Origin of the sequence: Sphingobacterium nematocida, from assembly GCF_900168125.1 — a bacterium.
Taxonomy (GTDB): domain Bacteria; phylum Bacteroidota; class Bacteroidia; order Sphingobacteriales; family Sphingobacteriaceae; genus Sphingobacterium; species Sphingobacterium nematocida.
On sequence record NZ_FUZF01000021.1, the window covers coordinates 84,547 to 100,214 of the forward strand.

The 15,668-nt window shown below is 40.4% G+C and carries 18 protein-coding genes; 2 read left to right on the forward strand and 16 right to left on the reverse strand.

Features of this window, described 5'->3' with window-relative positions:
• Positions 1-5: 5 nt before the first annotated feature.
• From B5X76_RS18585 to B5X76_RS18660, 16 genes are all read right to left on the reverse strand, one after another.
• A complete protein-coding gene (locus tag B5X76_RS18585) occupies positions 6-1,022 on the reverse strand; it encodes an NADH-quinone oxidoreductase subunit G (protein WP_079645428.1) in 1,017 nt (338 codons plus the stop codon).
• Positions 1,023-1,054: 32 nt separating this feature from the next.
• Positions 1,055-2,410 (reverse strand): NADH-quinone oxidoreductase subunit NuoF, encoded by a 1,356-nt coding sequence (nuoF, locus tag B5X76_RS18590; protein ID WP_079645429.1) that lies wholly within the window; start codon positions 2,408-2,410, stop codon positions 1,055-1,057.
• Positions 2,411-2,415: 5 nt separating this feature from the next.
• Positions 2,416-2,943 carry an NADH-quinone oxidoreductase subunit NuoE family protein gene (locus tag B5X76_RS18595; protein ID WP_079645430.1) on the reverse strand — a complete coding sequence of 176 codons (528 nt, stop codon included), beginning with the start codon at positions 2,941-2,943 and terminating at the stop codon, positions 2,416-2,418.
• Positions 2,936-4,171, reverse strand: coding sequence for an NADH-quinone oxidoreductase subunit D (locus B5X76_RS18600; protein ID WP_079645431.1), 1,236 nt, complete (start codon positions 4,169-4,171; stop codon positions 2,936-2,938). Before B5X76_RS18600 ends, B5X76_RS18595 begins: the two co-directional genes overlap by 8 nt.
• Before the next feature lie 18 nt (positions 4,172-4,189).
• Positions 4,190-4,693: an NADH-quinone oxidoreductase subunit C gene (locus B5X76_RS18605; RefSeq protein WP_079645432.1), complete on the reverse strand. Its 504-nt coding sequence runs from the start codon at positions 4,691-4,693 to the stop codon at positions 4,190-4,192.
• A complete protein-coding gene (locus B5X76_RS18610) occupies positions 4,686-5,240 on the reverse strand; it encodes an NADH-quinone oxidoreductase subunit B (protein ID WP_079645433.1) in 555 nt (184 codons plus the stop codon). Before B5X76_RS18610 ends, B5X76_RS18605 begins: the two co-directional genes overlap by 8 nt.
• A gap of 92 nt (positions 5,241-5,332) precedes the next feature.
• On the reverse strand, positions 5,333-5,713 hold the full coding sequence (locus B5X76_RS18615) for an NADH-quinone oxidoreductase subunit A (RefSeq protein ID WP_079645434.1): 381 nt from the start codon (positions 5,711-5,713) through the stop codon (positions 5,333-5,335).
• 110 nt (positions 5,714-5,823) lie between these two features.
• Positions 5,824-7,557, reverse strand: coding sequence for a tetratricopeptide repeat protein (locus B5X76_RS18620; protein WP_079645435.1), 1,734 nt, complete (start codon positions 7,555-7,557; stop codon positions 5,824-5,826).
• A gap of 28 nt (positions 7,558-7,585) precedes the next feature.
• Positions 7,586-8,491, reverse strand: a complete 906-nt coding sequence (locus B5X76_RS18625; protein WP_176141133.1) for a PstS family phosphate ABC transporter substrate-binding protein — start codon at positions 8,489-8,491, stop codon at positions 7,586-7,588.
• Positions 8,492-8,539: 48 nt separating this feature from the next.
• The gene (locus B5X76_RS18630) at positions 8,540-8,758 is read right to left on the reverse strand and encodes a hypothetical protein (RefSeq protein WP_079645449.1); all 219 of its coding nucleotides are present in this window, start codon (positions 8,756-8,758) and stop codon (positions 8,540-8,542) included.
• A gap of 23 nt (positions 8,759-8,781) precedes the next feature.
• Complete coding sequence (locus tag B5X76_RS18635; protein WP_079645437.1) at positions 8,782-9,663, reverse strand: energy transducer TonB; 882 nt, start codon at positions 9,661-9,663, stop codon at positions 8,782-8,784.
• A gap of 33 nt (positions 9,664-9,696) precedes the next feature.
• Positions 9,697-10,254: an ExbD/TolR family protein gene (locus B5X76_RS18640; protein ID WP_079645438.1), complete on the reverse strand. Its 558-nt coding sequence runs from the start codon at positions 10,252-10,254 to the stop codon at positions 9,697-9,699.
• A gap of 11 nt (positions 10,255-10,265) precedes the next feature.
• A complete protein-coding gene (locus tag B5X76_RS18645) occupies positions 10,266-10,925 on the reverse strand; it encodes an ExbD/TolR family protein (protein WP_079645439.1) in 660 nt (219 codons plus the stop codon).
• Positions 10,926-11,023: 98 nt separating this feature from the next.
• Entirely contained in the window at positions 11,024-11,854 is an 831-nt protein-coding gene (locus tag B5X76_RS18650) for a MotA/TolQ/ExbB proton channel family protein (RefSeq protein WP_079645440.1), read from the reverse strand.
• A gap of 400 nt (positions 11,855-12,254) precedes the next feature.
• On the reverse strand, positions 12,255-12,602 hold the full coding sequence (locus B5X76_RS18655) for a translation initiation factor (RefSeq protein WP_079645441.1): 348 nt from the start codon (positions 12,600-12,602) through the stop codon (positions 12,255-12,257).
• A 96-nt stretch (positions 12,603-12,698) separates the two neighbouring features.
• Positions 12,699-13,577: a diacylglycerol/lipid kinase family protein gene (locus tag B5X76_RS18660; RefSeq protein WP_079645442.1), complete on the reverse strand. Its 879-nt coding sequence runs from the start codon at positions 13,575-13,577 to the stop codon at positions 12,699-12,701.
• Positions 13,578-13,945: 368 nt separating this feature from the next.
• Between B5X76_RS18660 and metK the strand changes: the two genes are divergently transcribed.
• Together metK and tnpA are read left to right on the forward strand one after the other, a co-directional pair.
• The gene (metK, locus tag B5X76_RS18665; RefSeq protein ID WP_079645443.1) at positions 13,946-15,199 is read left to right on the forward strand and encodes a methionine adenosyltransferase; all 1,254 of its coding nucleotides are present in this window, start codon (positions 13,946-13,948) and stop codon (positions 15,197-15,199) included.
• 188 nt (positions 15,200-15,387) lie between these two features.
• Positions 15,388-15,654 (forward strand): IS66 family insertion sequence element accessory protein TnpA, encoded by a 267-nt coding sequence (gene tnpA / locus B5X76_RS18670; protein WP_079645444.1) that lies wholly within the window; start codon positions 15,388-15,390, stop codon positions 15,652-15,654.
• The last annotated feature ends 14 nt before the right edge of the window (positions 15,655-15,668 follow it).

Sequence of the window (15,668 nt, forward strand, 5' to 3'; positions counted from 1 at the left end):
TCAATTTACTTTAAACGTTCTGTTCTAGCCAACTGTTCTTCATTCGCCAGCTGCAATTTTTTATCTTCCTGAATTACTGCCGGAGGATTAAACTCCAGGTAATGGTTAGCTCCGATGACAGATTCCTGCTCTACAAGAGTAGGCTCGTCCAATATCCAATCCCCAGTATGTTTTGTTTCAAAACGACAAGTGTTACATATAAAATCGGCAACTTCACCGTACTCATCCTTTCTACCTGTGACCCGTAACACCTCGTCACCTTTATACCAAAGTGTTACTTTGCCAGCGCAAGTCGGACAGTCCCTATGTGCATCCACAGGTTTCGTGAACCATACCCGGTTTTTAAACCGGAACGTTTTATCCGTCAAAGCTCCCACGGGACACACGTCAATAACATTGCCTACAAAATCATGATCAAGAGCCTTGTGTATGAAGGTAGAAATCTCCGAATGATCTCCCCGATTCAATACACCATGTTCCCGTTCTTCAGTAAGCTGATTGGCGACATACACACAACGATAGCAGAGAATACAACGATTCATGTGCAATTGTATCTTGTCTCCGATATCAATACGTTCGAACGTACGACGTTCAAATTCGTAACGTGTACCTTCATCGCCATGCTCATACCCTAAGTCCTGCAATTTACACTCACCAGCCTGATCACATACGGGACAGTCTAAAGGGTGGTTGATCAAAAGCATTTCCACTACCCCTTTTCGGGCCTCAACCACATCTGGTGATGTAATATTTTGAACCTCCATTCCATCCATAACTGTGGTACGACAAGACGCAACCAGCTTAGGCATAGGCCGAGGGTCTTTCTCAGAACCCTTCGAAACTTTAACCAGACAGGTGCGGCATTTACCGCCGGTCCCCTCCAACTTAGAATAATAGCACATCGCTGGTGGGACAATATCCCCACCGATCTGACGCGCTGCATTGAGAATAGTAGTCCCTGGATCTACCTCTACAGGTATACCATCGATTGTTACTTTAAATTTTACAACTTCTTCAGCCATCGTTTCTGCTTTCTACTATATAATTACGGCTTTTACTGTGCTACAGGTTTTATCGGATCAGCATAATGTGCTAGTCCATAATTCCGAGATTGTGATTCCTCAGGGTGCAGGACATGCCATTCAAATTCATCCCTAAAATGTCTAATTGCCGCTGCAACAGGCCAAGCCGCCGCATCGCCTAAAGGACAAATAGTATTCCCTTCTATCTTACGCTGGATATCCCATAATAGATCAATATCATCTATCGTACCCTGTCCATGTTCTATTTTATGCAACACTTTCTCCATCCATCCCGTACCCTCACGACAAGGCGAACACTGCCCGCAGCTCTCGTGGTGATAAAAACGCGTGAAATTCCAAGTATTACGAACAATACATTGATCTTCATCAAATACAATAAACCCACCAGAGCCCATCATAGTTCCTGTTTGAAACCCGCCATCAGCTAACGATTCATAGGTCATCAAGCGGGCATCTCCATTGATAGTCTTACAGATTAGATTGGCGGGCAAGATCGGAACAGAAGAACCACCTGCAACCAATGCCTTTAAACGCTTGCCATTAGCTATGCCTCCGCAATATTCATCAGAATAGATAAATTCTTCGACAGGTACTCCTAATTCAATCTCGTACACGCCAGGGTTATTTACATTTCCTCCCGCGGAGATAAGCTTCGTACCGGTACTGCGCTCGATTCCGATTTTTGCGTATTCTTCGCCTCCATCATTGATGATAGGCACTACAGAGGCAATAGATTCGACGTTGTTAACAACTGTTGGACACCCATACAAACCCGCCACAGCGGGGAAAGGAGGTTTAATACGTGGATTACCACGATTACCTTCCAATGATTCCAACAAAGCGGTCTCTTCACCGCAGATATATGCTCCGCCTCCAGGCTGTACGTAAATTTCTAAATCAAAGCCTGAGTTTAAAATGTTCTTCCCTACGAAACCAGCCGCTTTAGCTTCTGCAATAGCTCGCTCAAGAATCCTTATTTGTGGCATCATCTCACCACGTACATAGATATACGAAGTATTCGCGCCCAAAGCATAACTGGACACAATCATACCTTCGATCAAAGCATGTGGGATATGAGTCATGAGGTAACGGTCCTTAAAAGTTCCGGGCTCCGATTCGTCACCATTACAGACCAAATAACGGGGTACTCCCTCTGGTTTAGCTAAGAAGCTCCATTTCATCCCTGTTGGGAATCCCGCTCCTCCTCGACCACGCAGTCCAGATTTCTTGACTTCCTCAACCACATCATCTGAAGACATGCTTTTCAATGCCTTTTCTACGGCTCGGTACCCCCCCTTTTGACGATATACATCAAAGGTCTGAATACCTGGCTCATTAATATGCTCTAATAATAATTTACGTCTCATAGGTATTAAGCTTGCTGTTTCGCCTTATTTCGCAAATTGTCAATCAGTTGATCCACACTTTCTTCGGTCAAATTCTCATAAAAAGTATATTCAGGTCCAATCTGTAATACTGGCCCATAGCCGCAAGCAGCCACACACTCTACGCCCCGCCAGGAGAATAACCCATCCGCTGTAACCTCGCCTTCCTCTACGCCTAAGCGATTTTCTATATGCTTCATGATTTTTTCGGCACCGACCAAGCAACACGGTCCAGTACGACACACCTCCAACATATACTTGCCCTGAGGCTTTAAAAAATACATGGTATAGAAAGTGGCCACCTCATACACCTCAATAGGTTGTATATGAAGATAAGCAGCTACCTTATCCATACCTGCTGTACTCAACCATCCATACTCCGCTTGCACCAGATGAAGGATAGGCAACAATGCAGACTTTTGACGACCTTCGGGATAGCGAGAAACAATCTCTCCGAACTGATCCAAAAGCGCTGCAGAAAATTCTATCGGTTGGTTCTCTTGTATACTAAGCATCTAATTCTCCAGCTATTACATTTAAACTACTCATATTGATAATCGCATCCGATATTAACATTCCACTACTCATGGGTGCAAACATCTGATAATTGATAAAAGATGGCCTTCTGAAGTGTAAGCGATAGGGAGTACGTCCACCATCATGTATCAAATAAAAACCCAACTCCCCGTTTCCTCCCTCAACAGCATGATAAACCTCTGATTTTGGTGTATCCCACTCACCCATCACTATTTTGAAGTGATAGATCAGAGCCTCCATATTATTATAAACCTGTTCTTTGGGCGGCAAATAAAACTCCGGAACATCAGCATGAAACACCCCTTTCGGTTCCTTTTCTATTTTCTCTAGCGCTTGCTCGATGATACGCATAGACTGCCACATCTCCGCATTACGCACCATGAATCGGTCGTAAACATCACCAGTTGTACCCACAGGAACGTCAAAATCAAACTCCTCGTAAGAACAATAAGGAGCCGTAACGCGCACATCGTAGTCTACACCCGTAGCCCGTAAAATAGGTCCAGACCAGCTGTAATCAAGGGCTTGCTCTGGTGTAACTGCTGCCACACCCGAAGTACGTTCTATAAAAATTCGGTTACGAACAAAAAGCTCCTCGAACTCACTTAACACCGGTGGATATCGTTCTAGAAACGTTCTTATCTTTTCGAAAGCGATTTCATTAAAATCCCGTTCGAATCCACCTATACGTCCAATATTTGTTGTCAACCGCGCACCACAGATTTCTTCAAATATTTCGTAGATAAACTCCCGTTCCTGCATAACATATAGAAATCCGGAGAATGCACCTGTATCCACCCCCAAAATTCCATTACAGATAATATGATCGGCGATACGAGCAAGCTCCATTACGATCACACGCATATACTGTACACGTTTTGGGATCTCGATATCCAAAAGTTTCTCCACTGTCATATGCCACCCCATATTATTGATCGGGGACGAACAATAATTCAAACGATCTGTCAATGGAGTAATCTGATAAAAGGGTCTGTGCTCTGCTATTTTCTCGAAAGCACGATGTATATAGCCAATAGTAGAGACTCCACTTACAATCCGCTCGCCATCAATCTGCAACACGTTCTGAAAAACACCATGCGTCGCAGGATGTGTAGGCCCAAGATTGAGTGTTATCAACTCGTCTTGTGGATCATTATCAAAAAAAACTGGGCTATTTGGGGTTATCTTGGTTATTCGGTTACTCATCTTAATCTACACTTGAAGTTAACGGCCAAAATAAAAATCTTTCTTATCTATTCGGTTAGGATCCTCCAGTGGATACTCTTTCCGCATCGGAAAGACATCCAGGTCGTCCATATTCAGAATTCGTCTCAAATCCGGGTGTCCTTCAAAGTGGATTCCAAAAAAATCATAAGTCTCCCTTTCCATCCAATTTGCACCTTTCCATACTGCAGTTGCAGATGGTACTGTCGGCTGCTCACCGCCAACAAAAACCTTAATACGAATACGAATATTCTGGAAAAGGTTGTGAAGGTGATATACGACAGTATACTGCTTCTCCTGATCCGGATAATGAACAGCAGTAATGTCTGTCAAATAATTCAGTCGAAGTATCTCGTCATTCTTAACAAACGCCAACAGCTCTAAAACATGCGCTACATCTGTCTCTATAGTCAATAAACCATGAGGCTCTCCCAACACACGAACACTATCGTTAAAAACAGCCTGAAGTCGATCTATTATGACCTGATTGTCCAACTTATCCATTGTTTGCTTCTATTCCGTACTTTTCTAATAATGCTTTATACTCCGGGGTATTTCTTCTATTCAGGGATTCATTTTTTACGATCTCCTGCAGCTTAAGCACACCATCCAAAATCGCTTCTGGACGAGGAGGGCAACCGGGGACGTATACGTCTACAGGAATAATCTCATCTATTCCCTGCAGCACCGAATAGGTATCAAAAATACCTCCACTAGATGCGCAAGCACCGACAGCAATTACCCAACGCGGTTCGGCCATTTGTATATATACTTGTCGCAATACCGGAGCCATCTTTTTGGCAATAGTCCCCATCACCAAAAGCATATCTGCCTGACGAGGAGAAAAGCTGGGCCGCTCAGCACCAAAACGTGCCAAATCGTAAGTCGACCCCATTGTAGCCATAAATTCTATCCCACAACAAGAAGTAGCAAAAGGTAGTGGCCACAAAGAATTAGCTCGCGCCAAACCGATGGCTTTATCCAATGAAGTAGCAAAAAATCCAGCGCCTTCTACGCCCGGAGGCGCCTCAGCTAAAGTAACTTTGCTCATAATTAGTTGTTTTCTTTCCGTAGTTTATATCTTGGCTCAATATAATATTTTAAATCCTGTATTGAAGCCCAGGATTACTATTTAGAACTATTCTAATCCCAATTGAGTGCCTTCTTTTTGATGACATAAATGAAGCCTAAAAGCAACATCCCCATAAAGACAAACATCTCTATTAATCCCTCTACCCCAAACTCACGGAAATTCACGGCCCAAGGGTACATAAAAATGACCTCGATATCGAAAATCACAAAAAGGATGGCTACAAGAAAGTATTTAATCGAAAAAGGTTGACGGGCATTACCTATAACTTCTACCCCGGATTCAAAAGAGGAAAGTTTCTTTTCTGATCGCACTTTAGGCCCCAAAAGATGTGTACCGACAATGGTAAGAACACCAAATCCCGTGGCTACAGCTAATTGAATCAGAATAGGCAAATAATCAACTGGCATATTCTCTATTTGTACATTTTCCATGCTATAAGTTTAAGTCTCAGTTATATAAACAAAAATAGGAAATTTATCCCAAATAAAAAGGGGAACTGACAGTCAGTTCCCCTTTTTATCTTATTTATAGCCGATCTAGCTTAGCTTTTTAGATAATCCAAATAAGCCTTAGCTGTCTCATCTTCAGGACTGTACTTTAAAGCATTTTCAAAATACGGTAATGCCTTCGCATTATCGCCTTTTAGCAAGTGGAAATAGCCCACATTATTATAAGCTTCTACTATTTTTGTAATCTGATCTTCATCTAATGTTGTACCTGCGGCTTCTTTATCTTTCAATACTTTGATCAATTGATCAAAAGCAGGAACAAAAAGACCTTTTGTCAATTCAGGAGTTTCTGGATTAACAACATCCAGGTTCATATTGGAATAACCTGTCATATATAAGGCCTGCACCAAATATTCGTCGTAAACTTTTTGATCGTTGGATTTAATGATCACATCAAATGCCTTGATTGCATCGTTGAATTCCTTCGTAGCATCCTCTTCCTTTCCTTTCTTAGCAGTACCTGCACGGAAATTTGCCATACCTAAGAACTGATTTGCTTCGTAGTAAAAATCAGTACCCGCTTTCTGAGCTGGAATATTGAAAATACCTGCAGCCACATCATACTTGCCTTGATTAAAAGCAACCATACCTGCAGAACCGATCTCCGCCATCATTTCCGGATTCATTTCCAACGCCTTTTGCAAGTTAGGTAATCCCTTTGCTAAATCACCAGTTTCGATGTATGCAAGACCAGAGAAAAGATAATCAATATCGATCAGTCGGTTTGCCTCTGCATTAGCGAACAACTTACCGAAGTATTCTACCCCTTTTGTATAATCCTTATCTTGGTTAACTGCGATCAATCCTAAATAACGGAATACTTTCGCATCTACCCCCGGTACATTAGCCAATTTCTCAGCTACCGTTTTTAACTCATCATATTTCTGGCCGTATACCAAGAAGTCAGCGTAGCGCACGTTTGCCTCCGGAGACATATCTCCTGTTACTTGCAAATATTTCTTGTAACTATCTACCGCTTTAGCCACTTGTGCCTCGTAAGCCGTCTTTTCTTCGTCTGTATTGTCCGGCATACGCTTCGCTATTTGCAGTTGCGTCTCGGCAATTTCGCGGTATACTGGTCCATAGTTCGGATACTCAGCAACAATTGTATTGTATTGTTCCAGCGCTTCGTCAAAAGCAAATGCACGGCGTGTAATTAAAGCTTGTTGAACCTTAGCTTTTACCAAATTAGGATCGATATTTAGTGCGTCACGGTAAGCAACATAAGCCTCACTCGATCTTTGCCCCATTCCGATATATGCATCGCCCAAAGCGACAGGAATTAAAGCGTCTTTCGCATTTTTCGCTTTCGCTTGTGTTAAATAATCAACTGCTTTTGCATAATCAGGCTTCGGTGCATCGATATAAGCGCGTCCGATATAGTATAAAGGCAAATAATCCTTCTTACCCAGAGTAGCTGTTGCTGTAGCGAACTTTGACTCGGCCGCCGAAGCATTGCCTTTCTTTAAATCAACAATACCTAAACCAACATTGTTCAACTGCTCTTTAGGAGCGTTTGTCAAACCATTGTTGAAAATGATAGCTGCAGAATCTGCTTTCTCATTAATCAAATAAATCTGTCCCAAGTAAAAGTAGTTTTCGCCATCTTTAGCCTTTTTCTCGACCAAATTTTGCAAAATACTTTTAGCCTTATCATACTGCTCCGCATCCATCGCCGCCTGAGCATCCTTCAAACTTTGAGCACTTGCTGTACCAACTACAGCCCCAGCCATTAATAAACTCAAAAATAATTTGCTTTTTGTCATAATTTTATTTTGTGTTCTTAGTTGTTTACTAATTTATATTATCTCTAATTATTATCTCGCGACCGGGCATTGTAAAAGGTAATAACCCTGATTTTAAGACAATGCGTTGTCCTCGATCTCCTGTCATAAATGCTGAAAAACCAATCCCCAATCCGAGATTCGGTTGGTAATTCAACACAAAAATTTCTCGTTTTAAAGGATATTCGCCTGTAGCAAGCGTCGTTTGCGACGGTTTTACATACTGTATAGCCTTTGATTTTTCGTTAAGCACGCTCAAGATACGAATTTTATCTTTTTCTCTAAAAGAACTTTCTAAAGATAAAAACTGATTGTAGCTGATCAGACCTACCTTCCCTCTATTCTCAGCAATTTCCTGCAAAACTTCGTTTGCACCAGCCTTCGTTGTTACATATGTATTAGCCGCTTTCTCTATATTTCCTAATTCTCTAAAATAACGAAAGACGCTGGAGTTTAGATTGTCAAAGACTAACGAAAAACTCCGGGCTTTATTGCCTTTTATAAGCTCTACAACATCACTTACACGAATACTTGAATCGGCATCAGCAACATTACCTACTAAAATGATGCCATCATATGCCAAACTGTACACCCGTGGCTTAAGAGAACGTATTTCAAACCCCTTTTGTTCTTCATCGGTTAACGTTCTAGCCAAAACAGCGAAAGCAACATCTCCTTTTAAAAGACTATTAACCGCCTGAACCTCCGGCTTTGCCACTTCCTTAATCTTAGCATTATAGTACGAACTTTCAAAAACCTCCTTTTGTTCCAAGAACAATGGCAACAACGTTTCATCCACTACAACGGGCAATTCTCCCGCAAGAATATCGTCTTTCTTTTCCTTCTTGTTGTTAGAACAACCAGAAAAAAAAGTAGTCAACATCGTTGCAAAAATTATGTAGAAATAGCCTTTCATTGTCATTAAGATTTAAGGATTATTAAAAAGTTTAATCACCAAAATTATTTAACGTAAAAAATTATTTTGCCAAAGCCGTGCAAAACGCATAAATGAATACACGATCAACAATGCTCCGAACATATTTTTATACGTCTTATCGATCTCTAAAGGAAACTGTTTCCAGAAGATAATCGCTAGCCCCAAAGCAAAGTAAAAGAGAAACATGCATAGGCCTAAAATGGACAGAAATCGCTGTGTCGGCGATTTCTGTCTAAATTTATTCATTCTTGAGTTGTTACTCACACTCATTACATATTTGTTAAGTCCAAACGAATAGGCAACGTATAAGCCACACGTACTGGTCGTCCGTTCTGAATACCCGGGCTCCATTTCTTTGCTTTCTTCAACAAATTGATAGCAGCTTGTCCGGTACCGTATGATAAGTCACGGATTACTTTTATATCTGTCAAAGAACCGTCTTTCTCAACGACGAAAGATACGTTAACAGCTCCTTTTACGCCTGCATCAATCGCTCCCGAAGGATATTGATAGTTGTCACCGATCCATTTACGGAAAGCTGCCATACCACCCGGTGGCTCAGGTTGGATCTCTACGGATTCGAAAATTTCGTCTCCTGTACCCGTACCGCCTTCAACACCTTTGGTACTACCTGTAGCAGATCCTGCTACATCTTTTGTACCCCACTTACCTTCGGTAGTGATGCTACCACCTTTCATACCTTTCATGGCAACAGGACCGATAAGCTTTTTCTTATCTGTAGCTTCTTCCACAGTTGCTACTTCTTGTTCCACGGCCTTTTCCTTAGGCACTGGCTTGATTTCTGGCAATGCAACAACGTCCAACGCTGGTTTTGACTCAGCGATTTTAGGAGCTTCTTCTTGCACTGGTGGTTTCTCTTCTTCTTCAGGAAGTTTCTCCGCCAAATCTTCTAAAGTAACCTCTTCTGTAAATGCCACCTCTTCTTTAGGAGCATCATTTCCAGAAAAAAGCTTTAGATTCATTGCAGAGGGAATACTAAAGACTGCAACTATACTCATCACAATAAGCAATGCCGTATTTGTCGCTTTAGGTCCTAACTTACGCAGCTCGTATGCTCCGTAAGCCTTATTCCTGTTTTCGAAGACAACATCAAGCCACTCTTTTCTAAATATATTTAATTTTTCAAACATATTAATTCTGTTTAATGATAACTATATACCTGACTAGTCGTTATATAAATTATCTTTTTTCAATAGCTCAATTTCTTCGGTCATGATACGATTAGATATCATATAACGCTTTACATCGACAATCTTCATTTCGTCCAAAGCATCAACGATATTTCTAGTTACTGATTTTTCACTAGGACGTATCACTACGATCATGTCTTTGCCTCCTGCTTGTTTAGGAACGACTTGTTTCATTTTCATAAGCACAGCACGTAGGCCATCCTTACTATAATCGATCACAGCCGGCTCCTGAATAGGCTTTTTCACATCTCCTTGGTACCAAACGATCTTATCATCAGATCCCAGTATCAAAGTAACACTACGATGCTCATCTACATCAACGTCAGTCTGCTTGTCAGTTTCTACGTTTTTATCCGGCATCGCGACGTCCATCGCTTGAGGCTTGTTCAAGGAAGTGGTCAACATGAAGAACGTGATCAGTAAGAACGCCAAGTCAACCATGGCTGTAAGATCTACCTTACCTCCATTTTTCTTGGATCTAACCTTTCCGCCTTTGCCGCCCTTACCAGAGTCTTGATTTAATTCTGCCATTTGCTTCTATCTTATTTATCAGCCTTAAGACCAGTCACGAAACTGAACTTGTTTTGCTTCTGATTACGTAATGTTTCAATTATTAAATTCAAACTAGGAAACTTCTCATCAGCATCTGCTTTGATTGCGACTGTCATAAGCTCGATATCATCTGGATCGCCACCACTTTCGATAGCCTTATCTTTTAATATCTTTGCCGACGCCAATCGAGCTTGCTTTACCCAAGCAGACAACTCATTTGAGGCATTCATTGTCGAATCTACCGGAATACCTTTTTGCTTATCAGCCGTTCTATCCTCTGATGCTGCAGCCAACAATGTTTTCATTGTCTTCATTGACACACCAAAATCTTCCATCGATTTGAATTTGCCATATTCTTCTGGCGTAAATTCAATACCATACAAAGCGCCCATTTGCTGTAATGCTTGTACACGCACGTTTTGATCTGACATATGAAAGAAGACTTTTCCTTCATCGCCAACAGTGATCATCGCTACGTTTCCGTCTGGCAATTTTGCCTCAGAAAAGGAATGTGGCGCGTCAACTATCAATGACTCTTGTTGTCTTGCAGTTGCTGTAAGAACGAAGAACGTAAGAAGCAAGAAAGATACGTCACACATCGCCGTCATGTCGATCGATGTACTGGCTCTTTTTACTTTTGCTTTACCCATTTCTTTAATCTTTTTAAATTAACAACTCTTCTTCTTTTTCTTAATGATGCTTTCAACTTTCACTTTCCATAAAAAAAGTAAAAGTTTTATTCAACATCTTATTTGTGGTTTGCAGCGTACGTTTGTACGATTGAGAAACCAGCCTCGTCGATAGAGTAAGTTAATTTGTCGATTTTTGCAGTTAAGATATTGTACATTACAATCGCAAATGTAGAAGTCGCGATACCTGTAGCTGTATTGATAAGGGCCTCAGAGATACCGTTCGCTAATTTCGCTGAATCTGGTGCACCACCTGTTGCCAATGCCGAGAAGGCCTTGATCATACCTGTTACTGTACCTAATAGACCTGTTAATGTACCGATAGAAACCAATGTAGCTAATACATTTAAGTTTTTCTCCAACATCGGCATTTCTAATGCTGTAGTCTCTTCAATTTCTTTTTGGATCGCTAATGCTGATTTTTCTGCATCTAAGCCTGGGTTAGCTTCAACGTCTTTGTATTTCAACAATCCTGCTTTAATTACATTAGCAACAGAACCTTTTTGTTTGTCACACTCTGCAATTGCAGTATCAATGCTTCCGGTTTTTAATAACGATTGTACTTTACGAACAAAGTTACCTACATTACCTGTTCCTGATGCTTTTCCGATAACGATAAAACGCTCAATAGCGAATACCCATACCATCAAAAATAAACCTAATAAGATAGGTACAACTACCCCTGCGTGATAAACCATACCACCATAGTTACCTGGAAGAGGTTGGTTTTCTGGATTATTATCAATAAAGTTTGCTGGATTACCCATCACGAATTTCCAGATCAAATAACCGATAATGAAACAAATTACGATAGATAAGCTTGCAAATAAGTTACCTGAATTGCCACTTTCTTGTTTTGCTGGACTAGTAGTTTTTGGTGCGTTTGCCATTTTTACTAAATTTTAGATTTTTACTGTTGTTTAATTATTATTGTTTAATTCAATTTATGCAATATTTACTGCGTCATTTTGAAGTCTGTCAAAACAAATATACTATTTTGTTACAAAAGTCAAATTTTTTCGCATCTAATTTTATACTCTTTCAAAATGTCTTGACGGATGAGCATCAGCGGCAATCATATCCTCAATACATCCCTAAATTAAATGTTTCCATCCTGTGAATATTATGCAATAAAAACTATTTTTTTTTTGATATGCAAATTAATAAATAGTTAACTCGATAAAATAAGTAAGCCACCACTCACTTTGATTGTTGCAACATATTTATTCTTAGACGCCTTTTAATCAGCTAATCTCCTTGTACTAACGCATTTATAAAACAAAAATTGCGCTAACCACCTACTTGTTTTACGCCATACCCTTCTGCACTAAGGATATCAAAAACTTTTTGCTTAAAATCACCTTGTATCAAAATCTCGCCGTCTTTTGCAGATCCACCGACACCACATTTCTGCTTTAACAATTTAGCCAAGTTTTGAAAATCGGCATCTTTTCCTATAAAACCTTCGACAATTGTAACAACTTTGCCCTTCCTTGACTTACGGTCCAAAAGAACCTTCAATTTTTGCTGCTTATTAGGCAATGTATCTTGCTCTGACTCCAAATTCTCCTCATATGAAAAAGAGCTGTCTGTCGAATATACAATACCTTCGTATTGCTGTTTTTTTTGCTTTGCCATTTTTATTTTAAAGTTATTAGAAGTTAATAAAAGTGATGTAAGTTACGAGGAGCCTTTCATCACCATCATAACCTTTGTCACCTTTATCACTGTGAGTTAACATATAATCTTCAACGAACTCGGCTTTACCTCTATTTTTAGATTTCCGGGAAGCGCTAAAGGCTCGCCATCGACATGTACTGGACCGTCATCGTCCCGCTCTATCAGAATATCCTTCCCAGGAATAATCTCGACGTAATCCGACTGATCAGCAGAACGATTGAATAGGTGGTAAACCATCATAGGTAGAATATACAATGGAAATTTATGTACAATACATACATCAAGTACGCCATCACTGACAGAAGCATTGGGCGCAATGTATGCATTATTACCATATTGCGGCGAATTTGCTACCGAAATCATAAAAGCTTCCCTTTCATAGGTTTTACCATCTATAGTCAACTTATAATGAAAGGGCTTATACTTCCCAAGCAGATTAACAACAGATCGCAAATAGCCAATTGGCCCGCGAATAGAATCATTCGCAAAGCGGTCACTCACCGAGGCATCAAAGCCAAGCCCCGCAATATTGAAAAAAGGCTTATCGTTTACGGTGCCACAATCCACATCAACAGTTTCAAATCTATTTAATCGACGTATTGCGGCCGTCTCATTCATCGGAATCCCCAAATAAAGGGCCAATCCATTGCCAGAACCTTCTGGAATAATGCCCAAAGGAATACCAGACCCGATCAACGAAGCTCCCAGCTCATTGATTGTACCGTCTCCTCCCACCGCAACAACTGCATCATACTTTTCTTCAATAGCTTTTTTTCCAAGCTCATAGGCGTGATTAGGCTTTGTTGTCTGCTGAAAAGTGGGATTAAACTTTTTTAAATCAAGGACTTCCAGCACATTTTTATTAAAAGCCGTTTTCTTTTTACCCCCGGAAATTGGGTTTACTACAAAAAGTATCTTCTTTTGATCTTCCATAAATGCATATCGTCAGGCTTGTAAAGATAAGATAAAATTAGCTTTTAATAGTTACAAAAGAGTTGTAGCTTTGTGCCGTTAAAAAGGTGGACTGATTTGCATTTTACACAAAAAGAGGTAAAAAAGGAGATTGCAACCACAGAAAAAAAGTGCTAAAACCATTCTTTTATTTGTTTTTTCACTTCGCTCTATACAGAGTAGGCTGCTTCAAATCTCAAAGATTTCCCTCTCTTTTTTCTGAAAGAGTTTGTATTCAATGGACATCAAGAACTTTCATCTCTGTTGGTGATTCAATGGAATCATGAAAGTTTTTTCACACAATGGAGTGCACCGATATATAGTATTATACAAAACATAAATATTGTAATATGGCATATTTATTCACATCCGAATCGGTATCGGAAGGCCATCCCGACAAAATTGCCGACCAAATTTCAGATGCATTAATTGATAATTTCCTAGCTTGGGATGAAGACTCGCGTGTCGCGATCGAAACCTTGGTAACTACGGGTCAAGTGGTTCTAGCTGGAGAAGTGAAGTCTAAAATATATTTGGATGTTCAAAAAATAACCCGTTCAGTTATTGAAAAAATCGGTTATACCAAGTCTGCATATATGTTTGAAGCCAACTCCTGTGGTGTATTATCAGCGATACACGAACAGTCTGCTGACATCAACCAAGGAGTAGATCGTAAAACCAGACAAGATCAAGGTGCAGGTGACCAGGGTATCATGTTTGGATACGCAAACAATGAAACGGACAACTACATGCCATTGGCACTCGACCTGTCCCATCGTCTGCTATACGAACTCGCCGAACTGCGTCGTGAAAACAAAGCTATTAACTACTTACGCCCTGATGCAAAATCACAGGTAACATTAGAATATAGCGATGACCATAAAGCCTTACGTATTGATACCATTGTAATCTCTACCCAGCACGATGATTTTGACGAAGAGGGGCTGATGTTAGCCAAAATTAAGGAAGACATCAAAAACATTCTAATTCCGCGTGTCAAAGCTCAGCTCAAACCGGAGTTACAAGCGTTATTTAATGACAACATTAAATATCACATTAACCCGACAGGCAAATTTGTAATCGGTGGCCCACATGGCGATACAGGTCTTACTGGCCGTAAAATTATTGTGGATACCTACGGAGGCAAGGGGGCACACGGAGGTGGAGCTTTCTCGGGTAAAGATCCTTCAAAAGTAGATCGCTCTGCGGCCTACGCTACCCGTCACATCGCAAAAAATCTAGTAGCAGCCGGCGTTGCAGAGGAGATATTGGTACAAATATCTTATGCCATAGGTGTTAAAGACCCTATGGGGATCTATGTAAACACCTACGGAACCAGCAAAGTAAACCTGTCGGACTCTGAAATCGCCACCAAAATAACAGAGCTATTTGACATGACTCCTTACGGTATCGAAACAAGACTAGGCTTACGTAATCCTATGTATGCAGAAACTGCTGCATATGGACACATGGGAAGAACACCGAAAACCGTTACCAAAACTTTCGAGAATTCAAACGGCGAAACTAAAACGGTAGAAGTTGAACTGTTCACTTGGGAGAAATTGGACTATGTCGATAAAATCAAAACGGCTTTCGAAATTTAATTCTTAACAAAACAGATTATAAAGTTTAAAAAGCTCAAAGAATATATATTCTTTGAGCTTTTTTCAGTAAGAGCAATACCGTATCTAGCGGGTATCAATTTATGTTTTTCTTTTAAATTAACAGGTAGATTTGTAATCTTCCCTTAAAATAGCTACGATTATTAATGTAGTTTTATAATTTAGGGACAATGAAAAAAAGTAAGTTTAGCGAATCACAAATCATCAAGATTTTATCACAGCAGGAAGCTGGGCAATCGGTTTCGGATATCTGCCGAGAGCATGGTATTAGCCAAGGGACTTTCTATTCTTGGAAGAGCAAATATTCGGGTATGGAGGTTTCGCAGCTTAAGCAGTTGCGGGAAATGGAAAAAGAGTTGGCGCAATACAAAAGGATTGTTGCCGAGCAGACTTTACAGATTACGGTTTTAAAAGACGTTATCGAAAAAAAGCTTTAGGGCCTGGCGAAAAG

Excerpts from the sequence above, each read along its gene's own strand:
- B5X76_RS18650 (WP_079645440.1), bottom strand. The coding sequence starts at position 11,854 with ATGGCAAACGCACCAAAAACTACTAGTCCAGCAAAACAAGAAAGTGGC.
- B5X76_RS18630 (WP_079645449.1), bottom strand. The coding sequence starts at position 8,758 with ATGAATAAATTTAGACAGAAATCGCCGACACAGCGATTTCTGTCCATT.
- B5X76_RS18625 (WP_176141133.1), bottom strand. The coding sequence starts at position 8,491 with ATGAAAGGCTATTTCTACATAATTTTTGCAACGATGTTGACTACTTTT.
- nuoF (WP_079645429.1), bottom strand. The coding sequence starts at position 2,410 with ATGAGACGTAAATTATTATTAGAGCATATTAATGAGCCAGGTATTCAG.
- B5X76_RS18610 (WP_079645433.1), bottom strand. The coding sequence starts at position 5,240 with ATGAGCAAAGTTACTTTAGCTGAGGCGCCTCCGGGCGTAGAAGGCGCT.
- B5X76_RS18600 (WP_079645431.1), bottom strand. The coding sequence starts at position 4,171 with ATGAGTAACCGAATAACCAAGATAACCCCAAATAGCCCAGTTTTTTTT.
- metK (WP_079645443.1), top strand. The coding sequence starts at position 13,946 with ATGGCATATTTATTCACATCCGAATCGGTATCGGAAGGCCATCCCGAC.
- B5X76_RS18620 (WP_079645435.1), bottom strand. The coding sequence starts at position 7,557 with ATGACAAAAAGCAAATTATTTTTGAGTTTATTAATGGCTGGGGCTGTA.
- tnpA (WP_079645444.1), top strand. The coding sequence starts at position 15,388 with ATGAAAAAAAGTAAGTTTAGCGAATCACAAATCATCAAGATTTTATCA.
- B5X76_RS18595 (WP_079645430.1), bottom strand. The coding sequence starts at position 2,943 with ATGCTTAGTATACAAGAGAACCAACCGATAGAATTTTCTGCAGCGCTT.
- B5X76_RS18655 (WP_079645441.1), bottom strand. The coding sequence starts at position 12,602 with ATGGCAAAGCAAAAAAAACAGCAATACGAAGGTATTGTATATTCGACA.
- B5X76_RS18605 (WP_079645432.1), bottom strand. The coding sequence starts at position 4,693 with ATGGATAAGTTGGACAATCAGGTCATAATAGATCGACTTCAGGCTGTT.
- B5X76_RS18645 (WP_079645439.1), bottom strand. The coding sequence starts at position 10,925 with ATGGGTAAAGCAAAAGTAAAAAGAGCCAGTACATCGATCGACATGACG.
- B5X76_RS18635 (WP_079645437.1), bottom strand. The coding sequence starts at position 9,663 with ATGTTTGAAAAATTAAATATATTTAGAAAAGAGTGGCTTGATGTTGTC.
- B5X76_RS18585 (WP_079645428.1), bottom strand. The coding sequence starts at position 1,022 with ATGGCTGAAGAAGTTGTAAAATTTAAAGTAACAATCGATGGTATACCT.
- B5X76_RS18640 (WP_079645438.1), bottom strand. The coding sequence starts at position 10,254 with ATGGCAGAATTAAATCAAGACTCTGGTAAGGGCGGCAAAGGCGGAAAG.
- B5X76_RS18660 (WP_079645442.1), bottom strand. The coding sequence starts at position 13,577 with ATGGAAGATCAAAAGAAGATACTTTTTGTAGTAAACCCAATTTCCGGG.
- B5X76_RS18615 (WP_079645434.1), bottom strand. The coding sequence starts at position 5,713 with ATGGAAAATGTACAAATAGAGAATATGCCAGTTGATTATTTGCCTATT.